The sequence below is a fragment of the Streptomyces sp. NPDC001194 genome (assembly GCF_042896985.1).
GTDB lineage: Bacteria > Actinomycetota > Actinomycetes > Streptomycetales > Streptomycetaceae > Streptomyces.
The window spans coordinates 146,767-167,828 of record NZ_JBIAXU010000009.1 but is presented as its reverse complement, the minus strand read 5'-3'; the positions used below and the strand labels follow the sequence as shown (position 1 = coordinate 167,828).

Annotated in this window: 19 protein-coding genes; 17 read left to right on the top strand and 2 right to left on the bottom strand. The window is 73.2% G+C overall.

What is annotated here, in order from left to right; translation table 11 throughout:
• Window positions 1-4: 4 nt before the first annotated feature.
• The 3 genes from ACFY1T_RS20555 to ACFY1T_RS20545 all read left to right on the top strand — a co-directional run bounded on the left by ACFY1T_RS20555 (window position 5) and on the right by ACFY1T_RS20545 (window position 2,180).
• On the top strand, window positions 5-1,129 hold the full coding sequence (locus ACFY1T_RS20555; protein ID WP_390789380.1) for an acyl-CoA dehydrogenase family protein: 1,125 nt from the start codon (window positions 5-7) through the stop codon (window positions 1,127-1,129).
• Window positions 1,126-1,530, top strand: coding sequence for a RidA family protein (locus ACFY1T_RS20550; protein WP_390789379.1), 405 nt, complete (start codon window positions 1,126-1,128; stop codon window positions 1,528-1,530). Before ACFY1T_RS20555 ends, ACFY1T_RS20550 begins: the two co-directional genes overlap by 4 nt.
• A 110-nt stretch (window positions 1,531-1,640) precedes the next feature.
• Window positions 1,641-2,180 carry a hypothetical protein gene (locus ACFY1T_RS20545; protein WP_390789378.1) on the top strand — a complete coding sequence of 180 codons (540 nt, stop codon included), beginning with the start codon at window positions 1,641-1,643 and terminating at the stop codon, window positions 2,178-2,180.
• Between the two features lie 73 nt (window positions 2,181-2,253).
• Here the strand turns inward: ACFY1T_RS20545 and ACFY1T_RS20540 are convergent, their stop codons facing one another.
• Complete coding sequence (locus ACFY1T_RS20540) at window positions 2,254-3,648, bottom strand: aminopeptidase P family protein (RefSeq protein ID WP_390789377.1); 1,395 nt, start codon at window positions 3,646-3,648, stop codon at window positions 2,254-2,256.
• 201 nt (window positions 3,649-3,849) lie between these two features.
• Between ACFY1T_RS20540 and ACFY1T_RS20535 the strand changes: the two genes are divergently transcribed.
• From ACFY1T_RS20535 to ACFY1T_RS20495, 9 genes are all read left to right on the top strand, one after another.
• Window positions 3,850-6,252 (top strand): collagenase, encoded by a 2,403-nt coding sequence (locus ACFY1T_RS20535; RefSeq protein WP_390789376.1) that lies wholly within the window; start codon window positions 3,850-3,852, stop codon window positions 6,250-6,252.
• Between the two features lie 102 nt (window positions 6,253-6,354).
• Entirely contained in the window at window positions 6,355-7,506 is a 1,152-nt protein-coding gene (locus tag ACFY1T_RS20530) for an NAD(P)/FAD-dependent oxidoreductase (protein WP_390789375.1), read from the top strand.
• Between the two features lie 124 nt (window positions 7,507-7,630).
• On the top strand, window positions 7,631-7,945 hold the full coding sequence (locus ACFY1T_RS20525; RefSeq protein ID WP_390789374.1) for a (2Fe-2S)-binding protein: 315 nt from the start codon (window positions 7,631-7,633) through the stop codon (window positions 7,943-7,945).
• On the top strand, window positions 7,926-9,332 hold the full coding sequence (locus ACFY1T_RS20520) for an NAD(P)/FAD-dependent oxidoreductase (RefSeq protein ID WP_390789373.1): 1,407 nt from the start codon (window positions 7,926-7,928) through the stop codon (window positions 9,330-9,332). Before ACFY1T_RS20525 ends, ACFY1T_RS20520 begins: the two co-directional genes overlap by 20 nt.
• A 97-nt stretch (window positions 9,333-9,429) precedes the next feature.
• Complete coding sequence (locus ACFY1T_RS20515; protein ID WP_030862999.1) at window positions 9,430-10,362, top strand: dihydrodipicolinate synthase family protein; 933 nt, start codon at window positions 9,430-9,432, stop codon at window positions 10,360-10,362.
• A 29-nt stretch (window positions 10,363-10,391) separates the two neighbouring features.
• Complete coding sequence (locus ACFY1T_RS20510; RefSeq protein WP_390789372.1) at window positions 10,392-11,396, top strand: proline racemase family protein; 1,005 nt, start codon at window positions 10,392-10,394, stop codon at window positions 11,394-11,396.
• Window positions 11,393-12,439, top strand: coding sequence for a proline racemase family protein (locus ACFY1T_RS20505; protein WP_030863005.1), 1,047 nt, complete (start codon window positions 11,393-11,395; stop codon window positions 12,437-12,439). The genes ACFY1T_RS20510 and ACFY1T_RS20505 overlap by 4 nt, the downstream gene beginning before the upstream one ends.
• Window positions 12,436-13,398 (top strand): ornithine cyclodeaminase family protein, encoded by a 963-nt coding sequence (locus ACFY1T_RS20500; protein ID WP_390789371.1) that lies wholly within the window; start codon window positions 12,436-12,438, stop codon window positions 13,396-13,398. Before ACFY1T_RS20505 ends, ACFY1T_RS20500 begins: the two co-directional genes overlap by 4 nt.
• 56 nt (window positions 13,399-13,454) lie before the next feature.
• A complete protein-coding gene (locus ACFY1T_RS20495) occupies window positions 13,455-14,165 on the top strand; it encodes a GntR family transcriptional regulator (protein WP_390789370.1) in 711 nt (236 codons plus the stop codon).
• 62 nt (window positions 14,166-14,227) lie between these two features.
• On the opposite strand, the gene ACFY1T_RS20490 is transcribed toward ACFY1T_RS20495, so the two are convergent.
• Entirely contained in the window at window positions 14,228-15,175 is a 948-nt protein-coding gene (locus tag ACFY1T_RS20490; protein ID WP_390789369.1) for an SMP-30/gluconolactonase/LRE family protein, read from the bottom strand.
• Between the two features lie 157 nt (window positions 15,176-15,332).
• Here ACFY1T_RS20490 and ACFY1T_RS20485 point away from each other — a divergent pair, with 157 nt between their 5' ends.
• From ACFY1T_RS20485 to ACFY1T_RS20465, 5 genes are all read left to right on the top strand, one after another.
• Window positions 15,333-15,983: an HAD family hydrolase gene (locus ACFY1T_RS20485; protein ID WP_390789368.1), complete on the top strand. Its 651-nt coding sequence runs from the start codon at window positions 15,333-15,335 to the stop codon at window positions 15,981-15,983.
• A gap of 193 nt (window positions 15,984-16,176) precedes the next feature.
• A complete protein-coding gene (locus ACFY1T_RS20480; protein ID WP_390789367.1) occupies window positions 16,177-17,919 on the top strand; it encodes an ABC transporter substrate-binding protein in 1,743 nt (580 codons plus the stop codon).
• 20 nt (window positions 17,920-17,939) lie between these two features.
• Window positions 17,940-18,965 carry an ABC transporter permease gene (locus ACFY1T_RS20475; RefSeq protein WP_390789366.1) on the top strand — a complete coding sequence of 342 codons (1,026 nt, stop codon included), beginning with the start codon at window positions 17,940-17,942 and terminating at the stop codon, window positions 18,963-18,965.
• Window positions 18,962-19,948 (top strand): ABC transporter permease, encoded by a 987-nt coding sequence (locus tag ACFY1T_RS20470; RefSeq protein WP_390789365.1) that lies wholly within the window; start codon window positions 18,962-18,964, stop codon window positions 19,946-19,948. The genes ACFY1T_RS20475 and ACFY1T_RS20470 overlap by 4 nt, the downstream gene beginning before the upstream one ends.
• Entirely contained in the window at window positions 19,948-21,045 is a 1,098-nt protein-coding gene (locus tag ACFY1T_RS20465) for an ABC transporter ATP-binding protein (RefSeq protein ID WP_390789364.1), read from the top strand. The genes ACFY1T_RS20470 and ACFY1T_RS20465 overlap by 1 nt, the downstream gene beginning before the upstream one ends.
• The last annotated feature ends 17 nt before the right edge of the window (window positions 21,046-21,062 follow it).

Sequence of the window (21,062 nt, the reverse complement as noted above, 5' to 3'; positions counted from 1 at the left end):
TCGGATGACCGGATTCGCGCTCGGGGCGGAACAAGAGGAGTGGTGCGGGCAACTGCGCGCGCTGGCGGCGGACCGGCTGCGGCCGCTGGCCGACAAGGGGGAGCCGGGGCGGGTCAACCGCCCGCTGCTCGCGGCGCTGGGCGAGCTGGGTCTGCTGGAGCGGGTCTTCACCTCGGGGGCGCTGGAGTTGTGCCTGCTCCGCGAATCCCTCGCGTACGGGTGCACCGAGGCGGAGACGGCCCTGGCCCTGCAGGGCCTGGGGGCGCATCCGGTGCTCCGCTCGGGCACGCCGCGGCAGCGGGCGCACTGGCTGCCGCAGGTGCGGGCCGGGCGGGCGGTGGCGGCCTTCGCGCTGAGCGAGCCGGGGGCGGGCTCGGACGCGGCCGCACTGGCGCTGGAGGCCGTACGGGACGGTGGCGGGGAGGCCGGGGGCGGCTGGCGGCTCAGCGGCGAGAAGTGCTGGATCTCCAACGCCCCCGAGGCGGACTTCTACACGGTGTTCGCCCGGACGGGCGAGGGCCCGGCGGCCAAGGGGGTCACCGCCTTCCTGGTCCCGGCCGACCGCCCCGGGCTCTCGGGCGAGCCCCTGGACATGCTCTCCCCGCACCCGATCGGCCGGCTCTCCTTCGACGGGGTCCCGGTGGGCCCGCAGGACCTGCTCGGCGAGCCCGGACGGGGCTTCCGCGTCGCGATGGACACCCTGAACCTGTTCCGGCCGAGCGTGGGCGCCTTCGCCGTCGGCATGGCCCGGGCCGCGCTGGACGCGACCCTGGCGCACACGGCGGCCCGGCGCGCCTTCGGCGGAGTGCTGGGCGACCTCCAGGCGGTGGGCCACCGGGTGGCCGAGATGGCCACCCGCACCGAAGCCGCCCGGCTCCTGGTGTACGCGGCGGCGGGCGCGTACGACGCCGGCTCGGCGGACGTCCCGCGCCGGTCGGCCATGGCGAAGCTGCTCGCGACGGAGACGGCCCAGTACGTGGTGGACCACGCGGTCCAGCTGCACGGGGCCGTCGCCCTCCAGCGCGGCCACCTGCTGGAGCACCTGTACCGGGAGGTGCGGGCCCCGAGGATCTACGAGGGTGCCAGTGAGGTGCAGCGCACGATCATCGCGAAGGAGCTCTACCGATGAGTCCCGAGCGGATCAATCCGGCGGAGCTCGCCCCGCCGACGGGCTTCTCCCACGCCGTGGCCGCGAGCGGCTCCCGGCTCGTCTTCCTGGCGGGCCAGACCGCACTCGACGCCGAGGGCAAGGTGGTCGGGGACACCCTGCCCGAGCAGTTCGAGCGCGCGCTGGGCAACCTGCTGACCGCCCTCACCGCGTCCGGGGGCACCCCGGCGGACCTGGCCCGGGTGACCGTCTACGCGGTCGACGTGGAGGACTACCGCGTCCACGCCCCCGAACTCGGCCGCATCTGGCGCCGGCTGGCCGGCCGCGACTACCCGGCCATGGCGGTCATCGGGGTCGTCCGCCTCTGGGACGTCCCGGCCCTGGTCGAACTGGACGGTATCGCCGTACTCGGAACGGAGTAACTCAAGTTGCCGGATCGCTGACCAGGTGCTTTTGACAGCTGGCCAGAGAGGGGTGAGGGTGGAAATGACCTTTTTGTAAGGAATGTCTCAATCCTCGGAGGTGCATGGTCATGCGCCGTGTCATCACCGCGACGATCGTGGCGGGAGCCGCGGGCGTCGCGCTCGGCCTGATGCCCGTCGGAGGGGCGGTTGCCGCGGGTCTTCCGCAGACCCAGCAGAACAACTCGGGATGGTGCTCCGACGACTGGCGCGGCAGCAACAACTGGCGTGACTGCTGTGACCCCGCCCGCTGGCACAACTGGAACGACCGCCCCAGCTGGTGCTGGGACAACGACTCGAACAGCGGCCGCCACAACAACGCCTACTGGAACGACAACTGGAACAACGGCCGTTGGAACGACAGCCGCTCCAACCATGACAACCGCAACGACAACAACTGGAGCGGCAACCACGACAACGGCTGGAGCGACAACGGATCCGGCCGCGGTGGCTACGGCGGCGACGGCGGTGGCGGTGGCCACGACAGCGGCGGAGGTTACGGCGGCGGCGGTGGCGGCAACGGCGGCGACGGCGGAGGCCACGGCGGCGGCGGAGGCGGGGGCAACGGCGGCGGTGGCGGCGGCAACGGCGGCGGCGGGGGAGGGCGATAGCTCCGGCTGAACGGAAAGCGGGCCTTGTCCGCCGCTCGGCGGACAAGGCCCGTCGCCGTCCCCGGGCGGGCGCTCAGCCGGCCAGCAGGTTCCCCATCCACTCCTCGATCCCCGCGACCGTGCGGGGCAGGGCGCCCGACATCAGCCGGGCGCCCGTCGCCGTGACGACCAGGTCGTCCTCGATGCGCACGCCGATGCCCCGCAGCTCCGGTGGCAGGGTCTCGTCGTCGGGCTGCAGGTACAGGCCCGGCTCGACCGTCAGCACCTGGCCCTCCTCCAGGACCCCGTCCAGGTAGGTCTCCGCCCGCGCCTTCGCGCAGTCGTGGACGTCCAGGCCCAGCATGTGGCCGCTGCTGCACAGCGTGTACCGCCGGTGCAGGTCCCCGCGGGCGTCCTTCAGGACGCCCCATTCCGCCAGGCCCTCCGCGATCACCCGCATCCCGGCCCGGTGGAAGTCCCGGAAGCTCGCCCCCGGGCGCAGCGCCGCCATGCCCGCGTCCTGCGCGGCCAGGACCAGTTCGTACACCTGCCGCTGGACGGGGGAGAAGCGACCCGACAGCGGGAGGGTGCGCGTGATGTCCGCCGTGTAGAGGCTGTCGGTCTCCACGCCCGCGTCCAGCAGCAGCAGGTCGCCGCGGTCGAGCCGGCCGTCGTTGCGGATCCAGTGCAGGACGCACGCGTGCGCGCCCGACGCCGCGATCGTGTCGTACCCGGTGCCGTTGCCCTCCGCCCGGGCGCGCAGGCCGAAGACCCCCTCGATCCAGCGCTCTCCGCGCGGGTGCGCCAGTGCGCGCGGGAGCGCCCGTACGACGTCCTCGAAACCGGCGGCGGTGTGGTCGACGGCGAGCTGGAGCTGCCCGATCTCCCAGGCGTCCTTCACCAGGCGCAACTCGGAGAGGGCGGAGGCGAGTTCGGAGTCGGTGGCGGCGTTGCGCCCCGCCGGGGTGCCGAGGTCGTCCAGGTGGGCGCAGCGCAGGCCGGTCAGGCGCTCGGCCTCGGCCAGGTCGGGGCGGCGGCCGACCCAGAACTCCCCGTACCGGCGGTCCCGGTAGAACTCCTCGTTCCCGCCCGCGCGCGGGGAGCGGGGGCGCAGGTACAGCACGGGCTCGTGGCCGTGCGGGCCGGCGGGCTCCAGCACCAGGACGTGGCCGACCTGGTCCTCGCCGGTCAGCCCGGTCAGCCAGGCGTACGCGCTGTGCGGGCGGAAGCGGTGGTCGCAGTCGTTGGAGCGGACCTTGAGCTCTCCGGCCGGGATGACCAGCCGCTCGCCCGGGAAGCGGGCCGAGAGGCGCTCGCGCCGGACCGGGGTGACCCCGTGCGCCGGGACCCGCGCGGAGTCGGGGAGGGGTGACGGCGCCCAGTCGGCCGCCATGAAGCGGGACAACTCCGGTGATACCGGCAGGTCGTGGCTGCCGATGTTGAGACGGGAGTCGGGTCCGGGGGAGGTGCCGGTGGGGGTGTCGGTCATGGAGGCTCCCTCAAGAAGATGCGAACTGGTGGGCGCACAGGTCTTGTCAGTGCAATTTCACATTACTATGTTACAGCTCACACCGCGGCACGTTAATCCCCGTCAAACGCCGTGTGACGCAGGGCAGTTCACGCATTTCAGGTTTCACGCACCACCTCGCGCACCACTTCCCCCACCTCCCCTCCCAACCAGGAGTCCTTGGTGTCCCAGCACAGAGCTGTGCGTACGTCCCTCCTCTCCGCCGCCGTCGCGGTGACGCTCCTCGCCTCCGCCGGCCAGGCCGTCTCCCAGACCGCGGACCGGACCCCCGCGGCCGCCCCCGCCCCGGCCGCCGTGCCCGGTACCTTCACCTCCGGCGCGCCCGGTGCGAACCCGTTCGACGAGGTGGAGCACCTCGCCTCGCCCAAGGAGGCCGCGCCCGCGACGGGCCAGGCTCCCGGCGGGCTGGCCGCCGACGGCCGCGTCCCCGGCGCCGCCCCCTCTGCCGCCCCGGCCGTGCGAGTCGGCGAGCGCGCCGAGAAGAGCCGCGAGCGCGCCGCCACCGCCCAGGCCGCGCCCACCGCGCAGAGCGTCGCCGCGGGCGTCCCCTGCACCCTTGACGGGATCACGGGCCTCGGCCCGGAGCAGTTCGCCGACTTCCTGGCCGACCCGGCCGTCACCGCCGACGGCTGTATGCGCGGGCTGATCTGGACGTGGGACGCCCGCCTCGCACCCGTCATGGACGACGCGCACGTCCAGGCCGTCGCCCGCCGGATATCCGGCCTGGCCGCCGCTCACGACGGCCGGGGCACCTCGCACCTGGAGGAGATGTTCACGTACCTGCACGCGGCCGTCTACCACGACTTCTCGCGCGGGGAGATCGACCTCACCGACGCCGCGACCGCCGACGCGATGAGCCGCGCCGTCACCGACTTCGGCAACGCCGCCCGGACGTTCGACGTCACCGCCTCCAACGCCCGGACCCTGCGCGAGGCCCTCTACGCCACCGGCCCCGGCATGCGCCAGACCCAGCTCGGCCTGATCAAGAAGGTCCTGGCCACCCTCGACGCCTCGCACCCCGCCACCAGCTCCGACGCCAACTGGGGCGGCGCCGCCCTCGCCGCCCTCACGGTCAACTACCTCGGCGTGTACCCGGGCAACCAGGACGCCGCCTTCCAGGCCGCGGCCAAGGCCGACCCCGCCTACCGGGCCGCCTTCAAGGCCTTCTCCGGCTACACCCACCTCAAGGGCACCACGAACGCGTGGGTGGTCCGCGACGCGCTCGGCGAGTACGGCCGCTTCGGCCAGATCGACGGCCTCCAGGGCCAGATCTCCGCCGACCTCGGGGGCCTCCTGGAGCCGGTCAAGGCCGCCTTCGGCGCCGGCAGCGAGCCCTGGGCCAAGATCGTCTCCTGGCTGAACACCTACAACGCGTGCAAGCAGTACGGGGTGTGCAAGGAGGACATCGAGAAGATGCTCTTCCCGAACACGTACACCTACGACAACGGCGCGATCAAGGTCCGCACGGCCCTCGACCGGGCCACCGTCGACCAGCTCTACTACGCGAGCAAGCAGGTCAAGACGCAGTTCCACCGGGTCGTCGGGACCGACCAGCCGCTGGCCGGGGACCCCAACGCCACGCTGAACATCGTGCTGTACGCCTCCCGCGCCGACTACGTGACCTACCAGACGATGCTGTACGGCTACGGCACCGAGAACGGCGGCATGTACATCGAGAACGGCGCCACCTTCTACACCTACCAGCGCCGCGTCCCGCAGGACTCCTCCCTGACCCTCGAAGAGCTCTTCCGGCACGAGTACACGCACTACCTCAACGGCCGGTTCGCCGTGCCCGGCTTCTTCGGCGAGGGCCCCTGGTACGAGGGCGACCGCACGACCGCCATGGACGAGGGCACCGCCGAGTTCTTCGACGGCGCCACCCGCGACAACGGCATCGCCGTCCGCAAGTCCCTGGTCAAGGGCATCATCAGCGACACCGCCGGCGGCGGCCCGCGGATGACGGTCGAGCAGCTGCTGAACGCCACGTACGACGGCGACGGTTTCCGCTTCTACAACTACGCGGGCACCTTCTTCGAGTTCCTGTGGACCGAGAAGCCCTCGCTGCTGCGCGAGATGTACACCCACCTGCGGGCCAACGACGTGGCCGGGTACGACGCCTGGCGCCACCGGATGGGCTCCGACGCCTACCTGCAGCGCGACTACGACCGCTTCCTCGACGCGCAGATCGCCAAGGTCGACCAGCTGTACGTGCCGAACACCGTCTTCACGCCCAACGGGCAGCTGCGGGACGCGGCGCTGGCGAACGTGAAGTCGGCCTTCGCCGCCGCCACGTACAACACCCCGGACTGCGTGGAGAACGGGGACCCGGGCAAGCGGCGGTTCACCTGCACCGGCCGGATCACCGCGAACCTGAAGAACTGGCGCAGCGACGACCAGAACTTCAAGGACATGTCGGAGACGGTGGACTACTTCATCCTCGACCGGGCGGGCGCGGCCTCCAACAACCTGGCCGACATGAACTGCTCCTTCGGCCCCGTGGAGATCTGGACCGACCACAAGGCGGGCACGTCGGGTTACAGCTGCGAGGGCCCGCTGCGCAGCTGATCCGCGCCCGGCGGCCGGTCCCGGTCCGAACGGGGGGCGGGACCGGCCGCCGGGCTCCCGGCAGCCCTAGGCACCCACTAAAGAATGTGACATATTACTGCCGTGCCCAAGAGACATCCCCTGGACGTCGTGATCATCGGCGCCGGCGTCGTCGGAGCCGCGATCGCGTACTACGCGGCCCGCGCCGGACTCTCCGTGGCCGTCGTCGACCGCGGCCCCGTCGCGGGCGGTACGACGGGAGCCGGGGAGGGCAACCTGCTCGTCTCCGACAAGGAGGCCGGCCCGGAGCTCGACCTGGCCCTGCTGTCGGCCGGCCTGTGGCGCGAACTCGCCGCCGATCTCCCGCGGGAGATCGAGTACGAGGCCAAGGGCGGGCTCGTCGTCGCCCCGGACGAGGCTTCGCTCAAGGCGCTGCGGGACTTCGCCGAGGGCCAGCGCGCCGCCGGGGTCGAAGCCGTCGAGGCGGGGGCAGGCCAACTCCGCGAACTGGAGCCCCATCTGGCCCCCGGTCCGGTCGGCGGGTTCCTGTACCCCCAGGACGCCCAGGTCCAGCCGGCCCAGGCGGCGGCCAGACTGCTGGCCGCTTCGGGCGCCTCGGTGCACCTGGGCGAGGAGGTGACCGGGATCCTCACGGGCCCCGGGGGAGTCCGCGGGGTGCGCACGCGCACCGGCGAACTCCTCGCCCCGGCGGTGGTGAACGCGGCCGGGACATGGGGAGGGCGCATCGCGGAACTCGCGGGGGTGTCCCTCCCGGTGCTTCCGCGCCGCGGGTTCGTCCTGGTGACGGAACCGCTGCCGAGGGTGGTCCGGCACAAGGTCTACGCCGCGGACTACATCGCCGACGTGGCCAGCGGCTCGGCGGCCCTGCAGTCCTCGGCGGTGGTGGAGGGGACCCCGGCGGGGCCGGTGCTGATCGGGGCGACCCGGGAGCGGGTGGGCTTCGACCGCTCGCTCTCGGTGGAGGCCCTGCGCCGCCTGGCGGCACAGGCCGCGGCCCTCTTCCCCTTCCTGGCGGACGCCCGGGTGCTGCGCACCTACCACGGCTTCCGCCCCTACCTCCCGGACCACCTCCCGGCGATCGGCCCGGACCCCCGCCTCCCGGGCCTCCTGCACGCCTGCGGTCACGAAGGAGCCGGCATCGGCCTGGCCCCGGCCACGGGCGTCCTGATCGCCGCCGCCCTGACGGGGTCGCGGCCCCCGCTGCCCGCGGACCCGTTCCGCCCGGACCGCTTCGCGCAGGACCCGCCCGGATGACCGGGAGGAAGGGCCGGGGCCGGGTCCACGGAGGGCCCGAACGCAGGCCCGTACGGAAGGCCCGTACCGCGGAACCCGGCACCGCCCGCCACCCCCGCACCCCGCCGCCCGAGGAGAACCCCCGATGAGCCCCACCCCCCGCAGCCTTGTCGGCGGAGTCCCCTCGGCCACGTACGTGCTGCGCTTCGACGGCCGCGAGCTCACCGCCCAGGCGGGGCAGAGCATCGCCGCCGTGCTGTGGGGCGCGGGGATCCTCGCCTGGCGGACCACCCGCCAAGGCGGCGCTCCCCGCGGGGCGTTCTGCGGGATCGGCAGCTGCTACGACTGCCTCGTCACCGTCAACGGCCGCCCCAACCAGCGCGCCTGCCTCGTCCCGGCCCGCCCCGGCGACACCGTCACCACCCAGGAGGGAACCGGCCATGCCGAGCTCGGCGTCTGACACCGCCCCGCCCGACCTCGCGATCGTCGGCGCCGGCCCCGCCGGGCTCGCCGCCGCCGTCACCGCCGCCGGGCTCGGCCTCCGCGTCACCCTCCTGGACGCGGGGGAGCGGCCCGGCGGGCAGTACTACCGCCATCCCGCGCCGGGACTCGGGGCCGCGCGCCCCGAAGCCCTGCACCACGGGTGGGCCGCCTTCGCCGGGCGCGAGGCCGCCCTCCGGGCCCATGCGCAGGCCGGCCGCGTCACGTACCTCCCGGCCCACCACGTCTGGGCCGTGGTCCCGAACGGCGAGGACTGGACCCTGCACGCCGTCGCGGGCACCGGCCCCGACGAGGCCGCCGCCTCCGTGCACGCCCGGGCCGTACTCCTGGCCACCGGGTCCTACGAGCGGCAACTCCCCTTCCCCGGCTGGACCCTGCCCGGCGTGATCGGGGCCGGCGGAGCCCAGGCCATGCTCAAGAGCGGGCTCGTACTGCCGGGCAAGCGCGTCGTCGTCGCCGGGAGCGGCCCGCTGCTGCTCGCCGTCGCCGGTTCGCTCGCGGCCGCCGGGGCCCGGGTGCCGGCCGTGGCCGAGGCCGCCGCCTACACCGCGTACGCGGGCCACCTCCCCGCCCTGCTCCGCAACCCGGGCAAGCTCGGCGAGGCGGCCACGTACGGCAGCGCCCTCCTGCGCCGCCACATCCGCCTCCTGACCCGGCACGCCGTGACCGAGGCCCACGGCACCGACCGCGTCGAGGCCGTCACCGTGGCCCGCCTGGACCGGGACTGGCGCCCGACGCCCGGTACCGCCCGCCGGATCCCCTGCGACGCCCTCGCCGTGGGCCACGGGCTGGTACCCCAGCTGGAACTGGCCACCGGCCTCGGCTGCGCCACCCGCCCGACCGCCGACGGCGCCGTCGCCCTGGCGCTGGACGCCGAGCAGCGGACCTCCGTCGCCGGGATCTGGTCCGCGGGCGAGACCGGCGGCATCGGGGGCGCCCAACTGGCCCTCCTCGAAGGGGAGATCGCCGCGCACGCGATCGCCGGGCGGGCCGTGCCCGCCGCCCTCGCCCGCCGCCGCGCCCGGCTGCGCGCCTTCGCCGAGGCCATGGGCGCCGCCCACCGGCCCGGCGACGGCTGGACCGGCTGGCTCCGCGACGACACCGACGTGTGCCGCTGCGAGGAGGTGCCGGCCGGCCGGATCCGCGAGGCCGTCGCCGAGCTCGGTGCGCGCGACGCCCGTACGGTCAAACTTCTCACCCGCTCCGGCATGGGCTGGTGCCAGGGCCGCATGTGCGGACCGGCCGTCGCCGCCCTCGCCGGCGGTGGGCCCTCGCCCGACCGGCGGCCCCTGTCCTGTCCGGTCCCGCTGCGCCACCTCGCGCAACTGCCCCCGGCGGAGGGCTGATCGGGAGCCGGCCGGCCGTCGATCGGGTGGCCCGGACCCTTGTGGCCGCCTCACACCCACTAGTAAAATGTCACACACCACTCTAGGGAGCTCTCTCATGACCGACGCGCACACCCCCGCGCCCACCACCGGTACGGACACCCGCACCCGCCCCTGGCACGGCATCATGGTCGCCACCACGCTGCCGCTGCGCGAGGACCTCACCGTCGACCACGACGCCTACGCCGAGCACGTGGCCTGGCTCATCGCGAACGGCTGCGACGGCGTGGTCCCCAACGGCTCCCTCGGGGAGTACCAGACCCTCACCGACGAGGAGCGGGCCCGCGTGGTCCGCACCGCCGTCGAGGCCGCCGGCGACGGCGCCCGCGTCATGCCCGGCGTCGCCGCCTACGGAAGCGCCGAGGCCCGCCGCTGGGCCGACCAGGCCGCCGAGGCCGGAGCCGGCTCCGTACTCCTGCTGCCCCCCAACGCCTTCCGTGCCGACGAGGCGACCGTACGCGCCCACTACGCCGACGTCGCCCGCGCCGGGCTGCCCGTCGTCGCGTACAACAACCCCATCGACACCAAGGTGGACCTGACCCCCGGCCTGCTCGCCCGCCTGCACGGCGACGGCAGCATCGTCGCCGTCAAGGAGTTCAGCGGGGACGTCCGCCGCGCGTACGAGATCGCCGAACTCGCCCCCGGCCTCGACCTGCTCATCGGCGCCGACGACGTCCTCCTCGAGCTGGCCCTCGCCGGCGCGGTCGGCTGGATCGCCGGCTACCCCAACGCCCTGCCGCGCTCCTGCGCCGCGCTCTACCGCGCCGCCGTCGCCGGGGACCTCGCCACCGCGCTGCCGCTGTACAAGTCCCTGCACTCGCTGCTGCGCTGGGACTCCAAGACCGAGTTCGTCCAGGCCATCAAACTCTCGATGGACCTCGCGGGACGCCCCGGCGGCGCCACCCGCCCGCCCCGCTTCCCGCTCACCGGGGAGATCGAGGCGGCCGTCCGCGCCGCCACCGGGAAGGCCCTCGCCGAGGGCCACAACTAGTCCCCCCGAGGGACCGGAAGGGGACAGGAATGCGCACGCGCCACATCTACCACGCGGTGGACTCGCACACCGAGGGCATGCCGACCCGGGTCATCACCGGGGGCGTCGGGGTGATCCCCGGCGCCACCATGGCCGACAAACGCCTCCACTTCATCGAGCACCTGGACCACGTCCGGACCCTGCTCATGTACGAGCCGCGCGGGCACTCCGCGATGAGCGGCGCCATCCTGCAGCCCCCCACCCGCCCCGACGCCGACTTCGGCGTGCTCTACGTCGAGGTGTCGGGCCTGCTCCCCATGTGCGGGCACGGGACCATCGGGGTCGCCACCGTCCTGGTCGAGACCGGCATGGTGGAGGTCGTCGAGCCGGTCACCATCGTGCGGCTCGACACCCCGGCCGGCCTGGTGAGCGTGGACGTCCGGGTCGAGGACGGGGCGGCCACCGCCGTCACCCTCACCAACGTCCCCTCCTTCTGCGCCGGACTCGACCTGAAGGCCGAGGTCCCCGGCTTCGGCACGGTCACCTACGACCTCGCCTACGGAGGGAACTTCTACGCCTTCGTCGAACTCGACTCCCTGGGGCTCCCCTTCGACCGGACCCGGAAGGACGAGCTGCTCGCCGCCGGACTCGCCGTCATGGAGGCCGTCAACGCCTCCGGCGACCGGCCCGTCCACCCCGAGAACCCCTCCATCTCCGGGGTCAAGCACGTCTACCTCGCCGCCCCCGGCTCCGACGCCCGACGCTCGCGGCACGCCATGGCCATCCACCCGGGATGGTTCGACCGCTCGCCCTGCGGTACGGGGACCAGCGCGCGCATGGCCCAGCTGCACGCCCGCGGTCTCCTCGGGATCGGCGCGGACTTCGTCAACGAATCCTTCATCGGCACGGAGTTCACCGGACGGCTGATCGGCGAGAGCACGGTCGGCGGGTTCCCGGCCGTCGTCCCCACCGTCACCGGCCGTGCGTGGATCACCGGCACCGCCCAGTACTTCCTCGACCCGTCCGACCCGTTCCCCGCGGGATTCCTGCTGTGACCGGCGAGGCCGCCGCCGTACGCACCGCGGACTACCACACCGCCGGGGAGCCCTTCCGGATCGTCGACACCGCCGGGGCCGGCCTGCCGCCCGTGCCCGGGGACACCGTCGCCGAGCGCTGCGCCACGGCGATCGGCCCCGGGGGCTCCGGGACGGCACCGCGCCGCAGCCCCCTGGACGACGTACGGCGGCTCCTCGTGCAGGAGCCGCGCGGGCACGCCGGGATGTACGGGGGGTTCGTCGTGCCCCCGGACGACGACGGCGCCCACTTCGGCGTGCTGTTCTGGCACAAGGACGGCTACTCCACCGCCTGCGGCCACGGCACGATGGCCCTCGGCGCCTGGGCCGTGGACACCGGCCGGGTCGCCGCGCCGGACGACGGGGACGCGCAGGTGCGGATCGACGTCCCGTCGGGGCGGGTCACCGCGACCGTGCACCGTGCCGGCGGCCGCACCACCGGGGTCACCTTCCGCAACGTCCCGGCGCGGGTCGGCGCCCGCAAGGTGCCGGTGGCGACCACCCTGGGCCTGGCGGAGGTGGACATCGCGCACGCCGGGGCCTGTTACGCCTCCGTGGCGGCCAGGGACCTCGGCCTGGAGGTCACGCGGGCCGCGCTGCCCGAACTCGTCCGCGCCGGGCAGGAGATCCGGGCCGCGCTGGCCGCCCACCCCGGGACCTGGCACCCCGGCGGCCCCCTGCTCTCCGGGGTCTACGGGGTGATCCTCCACGAGGAGCTGCCCGGCACCCCCTTCGGGCCGCACCAGCGCAACGTCACCGTGTTCGCCGACGGGCAGATCGACCGCTCGCCCTGCGGCTCGGGCACCTCGGCGCGCCTCGCGCTGCTCGCGGAGGACGGCCGGATCGGGCCGGGCGAGGACCTGCTCCACGAGTCGGTGGTGGGCACGGTGTTCACGGGCCGGGTGGTGCCGGTGGGTTCCCGCGACGGCCTGGTCACGGAGGTCACAGGGACGGCGTACCGCACGGGCGAGCACGCCTTCGTGCGTGATCCGCAGGACTCCCTCGGCGCGGGATTCCTGCTGTGATCCCGCAGTTCGGAGCGGCGGAGACGGCCGCGCTGCTCACCCCGGCCGCGGCGGCCGACGCGCTCGCCGACGCACTGCGGGCGGGGCTGGACCCCGAGTCCTGCCCGCAGCGCTCGGCGCTGCCGGTGCCGGGCGGGGGCGAGCTGCTGCTGATGCCGGCCGCGGCGGGGGCGTACGCCGGGGTGAAGATCGCCGGGGTGGCGCCCGGCAACCCGGCCCTCGGGCTCCCCCGCATCACCGGCTCGTACCTGCTGATGGACGGGGTGACGCTGCGCCCGCTGGCCCTCTTCGACGGCGCGGCGCTGACCGCGCTGCGCACCCCGGCGGTCTCGGCGCTCGCCCTGCGCCATCTGGCGCCGTCCGGGCGGGCCCTGCGGCTGGTGCTCTTCGGCAGCGGACCTCAGGCGTACGGGCACCTCGAAGCGGTGCGGGAGGTCCGGGAGTTGGCCGGGGTGGTGGTCGTGGGCCGCAATCCGGAGGCGGCACGGAAGCTGTCGGCGCACGCCCGGGCCCTGGGGATCGCGGCCCGTACGGGTGTCCCGGCGGACGTGGCGGAAGCGGACCTGGTGCTCTGCTGCACCACGGCCCGTGAACCCCTCTTCGACGGAAGGCTGGTGGCCCCCGGGGCGACGGTGGTGGCGGTCGGCTCGCACGAGCCGGAGGCCCGGGAGACCGACACGGCGCTGGTGCGGCGGGCGGCGGTGTACGTGGAGTCGCGGGCGGCGGCCCTGCGCGAGGCGGGGGACCTGCTGGTGCCGGAGGCGGAAGGGGCGATCGGACCCGGTCATATCAACGGCACCCTGGCCGACCTGGTGGCGGGCCGGATACCGGCGGCGGGGGCGCCGGGTTCTCCACAGCTCTTCAAGAGTGTGGGCATGGCCTGGGAGGATCTCGCTGTGGCGGTGGCGATGTATCGCGCCGCGGGAGGCACCACCGCTCGGGAATCATGCGCAACGTGACATTGTACGCTGTTCCTCTGCGCTCGTTGGTGCAACGGTGTTCGGAGGAAGAGCAAATGGGTGACCTGAAGCAGCACAGTCTCATCAAGGCCCAGGAACGGCTCCGCGACCAGGTCGGCCATGCCCTTCGAGCAGCCCTGATAGCGGGTGAACTGCGCCCCGGCAGCGTCTATTCGGCGCCGGGGCTGGCAGCCGAGCTCGGCGTCTCCGCCACCCCGGTCCGCGAGGCGATGCTCGACCTGGCCCGCGAGGGACTGGTGGAGCCCGTCCGCAACAAGGGCTTCCGGATCACCGAGGTCAGCGAGCGCGATCTGGACCAGTACACCGAGCTGCGCACGATGATCGAGGTGCCGACCATCGGCCGCATCACGAAGATCGCCACGGCGGAGCGGCTGGAGGAACTGCGGCCCATCGCCGAGGAGATCGTCACCAGCGCCCGGGAGCACAACCTCATCGGCTACCTGGAGGCCGACCGCCGCTTCCACCTCTCCCTGCTGGCCCTGGCGGGCAACGACCGCCTGGTCGAGACCGTCGGCGACCTGCGCAAGCGCTCGCGCCTGTACGGACTGACGGGCCTGGACGAGGCCGGAAAGCTGGTCTCCTCCGCCGAGGAGCACATCGAGCTGCTCGACCTGATGATCGCCGGGGACGCGGAGGCGGCCGAGGCCTGCATGGTCCGCCACCTCGGCCACGTCCGCTCCCTCTGGGCCCAGGGCCGCGACGAGCCGGTCGGCCGCACCCCGGGCGGCCTCGGCTCGGGCCTGTAGGCGGATCCCCGGGGGCGGCGCGTCCGTGGGGCGGCGCGGCGCCCGGGCCGCACGGCGCGTGCTCAGCCGTCGAGCCAGCGCCGGCGCCCGGGGCCGGTCGGGTGGGTTCCGGTGACGCCCATGACCATCGAGTAGAGGCTGGTCTCGGCGGTGATGAAGAGGCGGTTGCGCTTGGCGCCGCCGAAGGCGATGTTGGAGACCGTCTCGGGGACGTTGAGCCGCCCGATCAGGGTGCCGTCGGGGTCGTAGCAGTGCACTCCGTCGTCCATCGCGGCGGCCCAGAGCCGGCCGCCCTCGTCGAAGCGGAGGTTGTCGAAGCGGGCCTTCCCGGGCGCCGCTTCGGCGAAGACCCCGCCCTCGGACAGCGTGTCGTCGTCGCGCACGTCGAAGACCCGGATGAGTCCGTCCCGGGTGTCGGAGACGAACAGCTGCCGCTCGTCGAGGGAGAAGACCAGCCCGTTCGGCGCGCCGAAGCCGTCGGCGACCAACCGCACCGCACCGGTGGCGGGATCGACGCGGTAGACGTTGTTGGCGCCGATCTCGCTCTGCGCGCGGTGGCCCTCGTAGTCGCTGGTGATGCCGAAGTCCGGGTCGGAGAACCAGATCGAACCGTCGGACTTCACGGCAGCGTCGTTCGGGCTGTTGAGACGCCTGCCGTTCCAGCGGTCCGCCAACACGGTGATCGTGCCGTCGTGTTCGGTGCGCGTGACGCGGCGGTTGCCCTGCTCGCAGCTGATCAGCCGGCCCTGGCGGTCGAGCGTGTTGCCGTTGGTGTTCCCGGCGGAGCGGCGGAAGACGCCGACGGATCCCGTCTCCTCGTCCCAGCGCAGCATCCGGTCGTTGGGGATGTCGCTCCAGACCACCTGCCGCCATGCGGGCAGGTAGATCGGCCCCTCGGCCCAGCGGCAGCCCGTGTGGAGTACCTCCAGTGCGTCGTCACCGTTCATGCACCGTCCGGTCCGGAACCGGTCGTCGAGCATCTCGTAGAGCCCGGGGCGCTGGCTGGTCATGGGGCTTCCTTTCCTGACGGCCGGACAGCCGGCCGAATCTCATCTTGCCTGTGATGGAGACTGCGAGATTATCTATGGCTAACGCCAGTGTATTCCGAATGAAGAGGCGTGGATCACATTGATCGCCGCCGGCCGCCCCGCCGCCTACCCTGTGGGGATGATCAAGCCGATAGAGCTCGTGATATTCGACTGCGACGGTGTCCTGGTCGACAGTGAACGCCTCGCCGTCCGCCTCCAGGTGGAGCTCGGGGCGGAGTTGGGCTGGCCGCTGACCGCGGACGAGGTGGTCGAGCGCTTCATCGGGCGGGCCGAGGGGTCCATCGTCGAACAGCTCACCGAGCGGCTCGGCGCGCAGACGGCCGGGCTCTGGTGGGAGCGGCTCGTCGAGCGCCACCGGGACGCGGTGGACCTCGGGCTGGACCCGGTGGAGGGGCTGCCCGAGGCGCTCGCCGCGATCACCCTGCCGACCTGCGTGGCGTCCAGCGGCTCGCACGCGAAGATGCGGCACACCCTGGGGCGCACCGGTCTGTACGGACACTTCGAGGGCCGCATCTACAGTGCGAGCGAGGTCCCCCGCGGCAAGCCCGCCCCGGACCTCTTCCTGTACGCGGCCCGGCGGATGGGCTTCGACCCGGACGTGTGCGCGGTGGTCGAGGACAGCGGGCCCGGCGTCCGCGCGGCCAGGGCGGCCGGCATGCGGGCCTTCGGCTACTGCGGCGGTCCGACCCCCGCCGGGCGGCTCGAGGGTCCCGGCACCGTCGTCTTCGACGACATGCGCAAGCTTCCGGAGCTGCTCGCCGCGATCTGACGCGGGGTCCGCCCCCTAGGGTCCCCCCCGGGGGTCCGCCCCTTCAGGCCGTGTCCCGCATCCCCAACCCGCCTGCGTGCGGCCGGATTTGGACACGGCTGGATAACGGAGGGGCCTAACCCTTGTCAGTGCAATTTCACATTACTATGTTACCGGTCACATCATAGAGCGCGGCCCTTCACTGGAGTGACCCATGACCAAGCGCACCCAACTCGCCCTCGCCACCGCCCTCGTGGCGGCACTCGCACTCGGCGCCTCGGGCTGCTCCGACCCCAAGAAGGGCTCCGCCGGCGCCGGCGCGAGCAACCCCGCCGCCGCCAACGACGGCAAGACCCTCGGCGGCACCCCGGTCAAGGGCGGGACCCTGACCGTCCTGTCCAACCAGGACTTCGCCCACCTCGACCCCGCCCGCAACTGGGTCATGCCGGCGATGGACTTCGGCACCCGCCTCCTCTACCGCACGCTCGTCACCTTCAAGGCCGAGCCCGGCAAGGCCGGCAGCGAGCTCGTCCCCGACCTCGCCACCGACCTCGGCACCCCCTCCAACGGGGGCAAGACCTGGACCTTCACCCTCAAGGAGGGCGTGAAGTACGAGGACGGATCGCCCATCAAGGCGCAGGACATCAAGTACAACGTCGAGCGCTCCTTCGCCCCCGACCTCACCGGCGGCCCCGACTACGCCGCCCAGTACCTGGCCGGCGGCGAGGGCTACAAGGGTCCGCTCCAGGGGCAGCACCTCGACTCCGTCAAGACCCCCGACGACCGCACCGTCGTCTTCGAACTGAAGCGCCCGGTCGCCGAGTTCTCCGCCACCGCCACCCTCCCCACCTTCGCCCCGGTCCCGCAGTCCCAGGAGAAGGGCACCCAGTACGACGCCCGCCCGTTCTCCTCGGGCCCGTACAAGATCGAGTCGTACGACCGCGACAAGAAGCTCGTCCTCGTCCGCAACGAGCACTGGGACCCGAAGACCGACACCGTCAGGAAGGCCTACCCCGACAAGTTCGTCGTGGTCATGGGCCTCAAGGGCGGCCAGATCGACGACCGGATCATCGCCGGTGAGGGCGCCGACGCCTCCGCCGTCCAGTACATGGACATGCGCCCCGAGAGCGCCCCCAAGGTGCTGCCGAAGCCGGAGGTCAAGGCGCGCCTGCTCGCCGAGTCCCAGGGCTGTACCGAGATGCTCTACCTGAACAACTCCCGGGCGCCGTTCAACGACCCCAAGGTCCGCGAGGCCATGCAGTACGCCGTCGACAAGGAGGCGGTGATCACCGCGGGCGGCGGCCCGGCGCTCAACGAGGTCGCCACCGCCTACCTGCCCCCGGCGCTCTCCGGCGGAAAGCAGGCCGACACCCTGAAGATCGCCCCGGCGGGAGACCCGGCCAAGGCCAAGGAACTCCTCAAGGCCGCGGGCAAGGAGTCCCTCAAGGTCTCCCTCGCCGTCTCCACCGGCGACAAGGGCAAGGCCGAGGCCATCCAGCAGGGCCTGTCCCGCGTCGGCATCGAGGTCGTCGTCGACACCATCGACCCCGGCGCGTACTACGACGTCATCGGCGACCTCTCCACCACCCCCGACATGACGCTCTCCGGCTGGTGCCCCGACTACCCCTCCGGCTCCACCTGGATCCCCTTCGTCTTCGACGGACGCACCATCAAGGAGAAGGGCAACCAGGGCAACAACAGCCAGTTCCGCGACGAGGCCACCATGAAGCGGATCGACGAGATCAACGCCATGGCCGACGCCAAGCAGGCCAACCAGGCCTGGATCGACCTCGACGCCGAGATCATGAAGAAGTCCCCGGCCGTCCCGGTGCTGCTTGAGCGCAAGCCACTGCTCGTCGGCCCCAACATCGCCGGCGCCTACGGCCACCCCGTGTGGACCGGCACCATCGACTACGGCACGGTCGGCCTCAAGGACCCCTCGAAGAGCCAGGGCTGAGGGATACGGACCCCGACACCATGACCACCACCGCACCCGGCGCCGGAGGCGAGGCCGCCAAGACCCCGGCCCCGGCGCCGGACCCGGCTCCGGGCCGGCCCCCGGCCCCCGGCGCCGCCGAGGACGGTCCCGCCGCGGCGCCGGCCACCGGCAGCAGCCCCTGGCAGCTCGCCCGGCGCGAGCTGCGCCGGCGCCCCGCCGTCCGCGTCAGCCTCGGCGTCGTCCTCCTCTTCGTCCTGATGGCCGCCACCGCCCCCTGGCTGGGCGCGCTCGGCGGCTGGTCCCCCGAGGAGTTCGACAAGAGCGCCATCGACCCCTACCTCGGCGGCCAGCCCCTCGGCTCCCTCGGCGGGATCAGCCCCGACCACTGGCTCGGCGTCGAACCCGTCACCGGCCGCGACCTGTTCGCCCGCGTCGTCCACGGCGCCCAGGTCTCGCTCCTCATCGCCTTCGCCGCCACCGCCATCGTCGTCGTCGCGGGCACCGCCGCCGGGATCGCCGCGGGCTACTTCGGCGGCCGCACCGACACGGTCCTGTCCCGCCTCATGGACCTGACCATGTCCTTCCCCTCCCTCATCTTCATGATCGCGATGCTGTCGGTGGCCAAGGACGTCAACAGGATCGTGCTCATGACCGCCGTCATCGGCGTCTTCGGCTGGCCCGGAGTCGCCCGTGTCGTCCGAGGCCAGACCCTCTCCCTCAAACACCGCGAGTACGTGGACGCCGCCCGCGTCGGCGGCGCCGGATCCTGGCGGATCCTGACCCGCGACATCCTCCCGGGCGTCTCGGGCCCGGTCATCGCCTACACCACCCTGCTCATCCCCGGCATGATCAGCACCGAGGCCGCGCTCAGCTACCTCGGCGTGGGCGTCCGCCCGCCGACCCCGTCCTGGGGCCAGATGATCGCCGAGTCCGTCGCCTTCTACGAGACCGACCCCATGTACTTCGTCATCCCGAGCACCTTCCTCTTCCTCGCGGTGCTCGCCTTCACCCTGCTCGGCGACGCCCTGCGCGACATCCTCGACCCGAGGGGCGGCCGCAGTTGATCCTCTACCTCGCGCGCCGGCTGCTCGCCCTCGCGGGCGTCCTGCTCGCCATCGCCGCCGTCACCTTCCTCATCTTCTACGTCCTGCCCACCGACCCGGCCGCGGCCGCCTGCGGCAAGACCTGCAGCGCCGAACGGCTCGCCGACGTACGCGCGTACCTGGGCCTCGACCGGCCGGTCTGGCGGCAGTTCGCGGACTTCCTCACCGGCATCTTCACCGGCCGCACCCTCGGCACCGGCCAGTACGCCGTCCAGTGCGACTTCCCGTGCCTGGGCTACTCGTACGAGAACTCCCTGCCCGTGTGGGACCTGCTGATGGACCGCCTCCCGGTCTCCGCCTCCCTCGCCGTCGGCGCCGCCGCGCTGTGGCTGCTCCTCGGCCTCGGCGCCGGGGTCACCGCCGCCCTGCGCAAGGACACCGCCACCGACAAGGCCCTGATGGTCGGCGCGGTCGCCGCCGCCTCACTGCCGGTCTACTTCACCTCCGTGATGCTCATCTACGGGGTCATCCGGGTCGCCGGGCTGCTGCCCTACCCGACCTATCAGGCCTTCACTGACAACCCGCTCGCCTGGGCCGCCAACCTGCTGCTGCCCTGGACCGCGCTCGCCCTGCTGTACGCGGCCATGTACGCCCGGCAGAGCCGCGGCTCGATGATCGAGGCGATGGCCGAGCCGTACATCCGCACCGCCCGCGCCAAGGGCATGCCCGAGCGCACGGTCGTCGTCAAGCACGGGCTGCGCTCGGGGATGACGCCCATCCTCACCATCTTCGGCATGGACCTCGGCGGGCTGCTCGCCGGCGCCGTCATCACCGAGTCCATCTTCGGACTCCCGGGCATCGGGCGGCTGTTCTACGGAGCCCTGGTCAGCTCGGACCAGCCGGTGGTCCTCGGGGTCACGCTGCTCGCCGCCTTCTTCATCGTCGTCGCCAACCTCGTCGTCGACCTCCTGTACGCCGTCATCGACCCGAGGGTGAGGTACTGATGGGCGCCCCCTTGCTGGAGGTGCGCGACCTGCGCGTCACCTTCGCCACCCCGCGCGGCCCCGTACGGGCCGTCGACTCGCTCGCGTTCACCGTCGAGGCCGGGCGCACCCTCGGTATCGTCGGCGAATCCGGATCCGGCAAGTCCGTCACCTCGCTGGCCGTCATGGGCCTGCACCGGGGCGCCGAGGTCGGCGGCTCCATCGCGCTCGCCGGGCAGGAGCTCACGGGCCTGTCCGAGAAGGAGCTGTCCCGGCTGCGCGGCCGGAAGATGGCCATGATCTTCCAGGACCCGCTGTCCAGCCTGCACCCCTACTACACGGTCGGCGAGCAGATCGCCGAGCACTTCCGCGTGCACTTCAAGGCCGGCCGGGCCGCGGCGCGCAAGCGGGCCGTCGACATGCTCGGCGAGGTCGGCATCCCGGAACCGGCCCGCCGGGCGGGGGAGTACCCGCACCAGTTCTCCGGCGGCATGCGCCAGCGCGCGATGATCGCCATGGCCCTGGCCTGCGAACCGGACCTGCTGATCGCCGACGAGCCCACCACGGCCCTCGACGTGACGGTGCAGGCGCAGATCCTGGAGCTCATCGCGCGGCTCCAGCAGGAGCGCGGCCTCGGCGTGGTGATGATCACCCACGACCTGGGGGTCGTCGCCCGGGTCGCCCACGAAGTGCTGGTCATGTACGGCGGCCGGGCCGCCGAACAGGCGGGTGTCGACGAGCTGTTCGCCGACCCGGCGCATCCGTACACCCGGGGGCTGCTCGACTCGCTGCCCCGGCTCGACGACGCCGACGACGAGCCGCTGCGGGCGATCCCCGGCTCCCCGCCCTCCCTGCTCACGCCCGCCCCGGGGTGCGCGTTCGCCCCGCGGTGCGGCCTGGCCGCCGCGGGCACCGCGGACCAGCGCGGCCGCTGCGCCACCGAACGCCCCGAGCTGCGGCCCCGCGGCGGCGGGCGCAGCGCCGCGTGCCATTTCGCGGGGGCCGGCGCCCCGGCGTCCGGCGCGGTGCCCGCCGCCGCGTCCGCCGCATCCGCCGCATCCCCGGCGTCCACATCGTCCGCTCCGTCCGCTCCGTCCGCTCCGGAGGCGACCCGATGACCGTAGAGGCCCGCCGC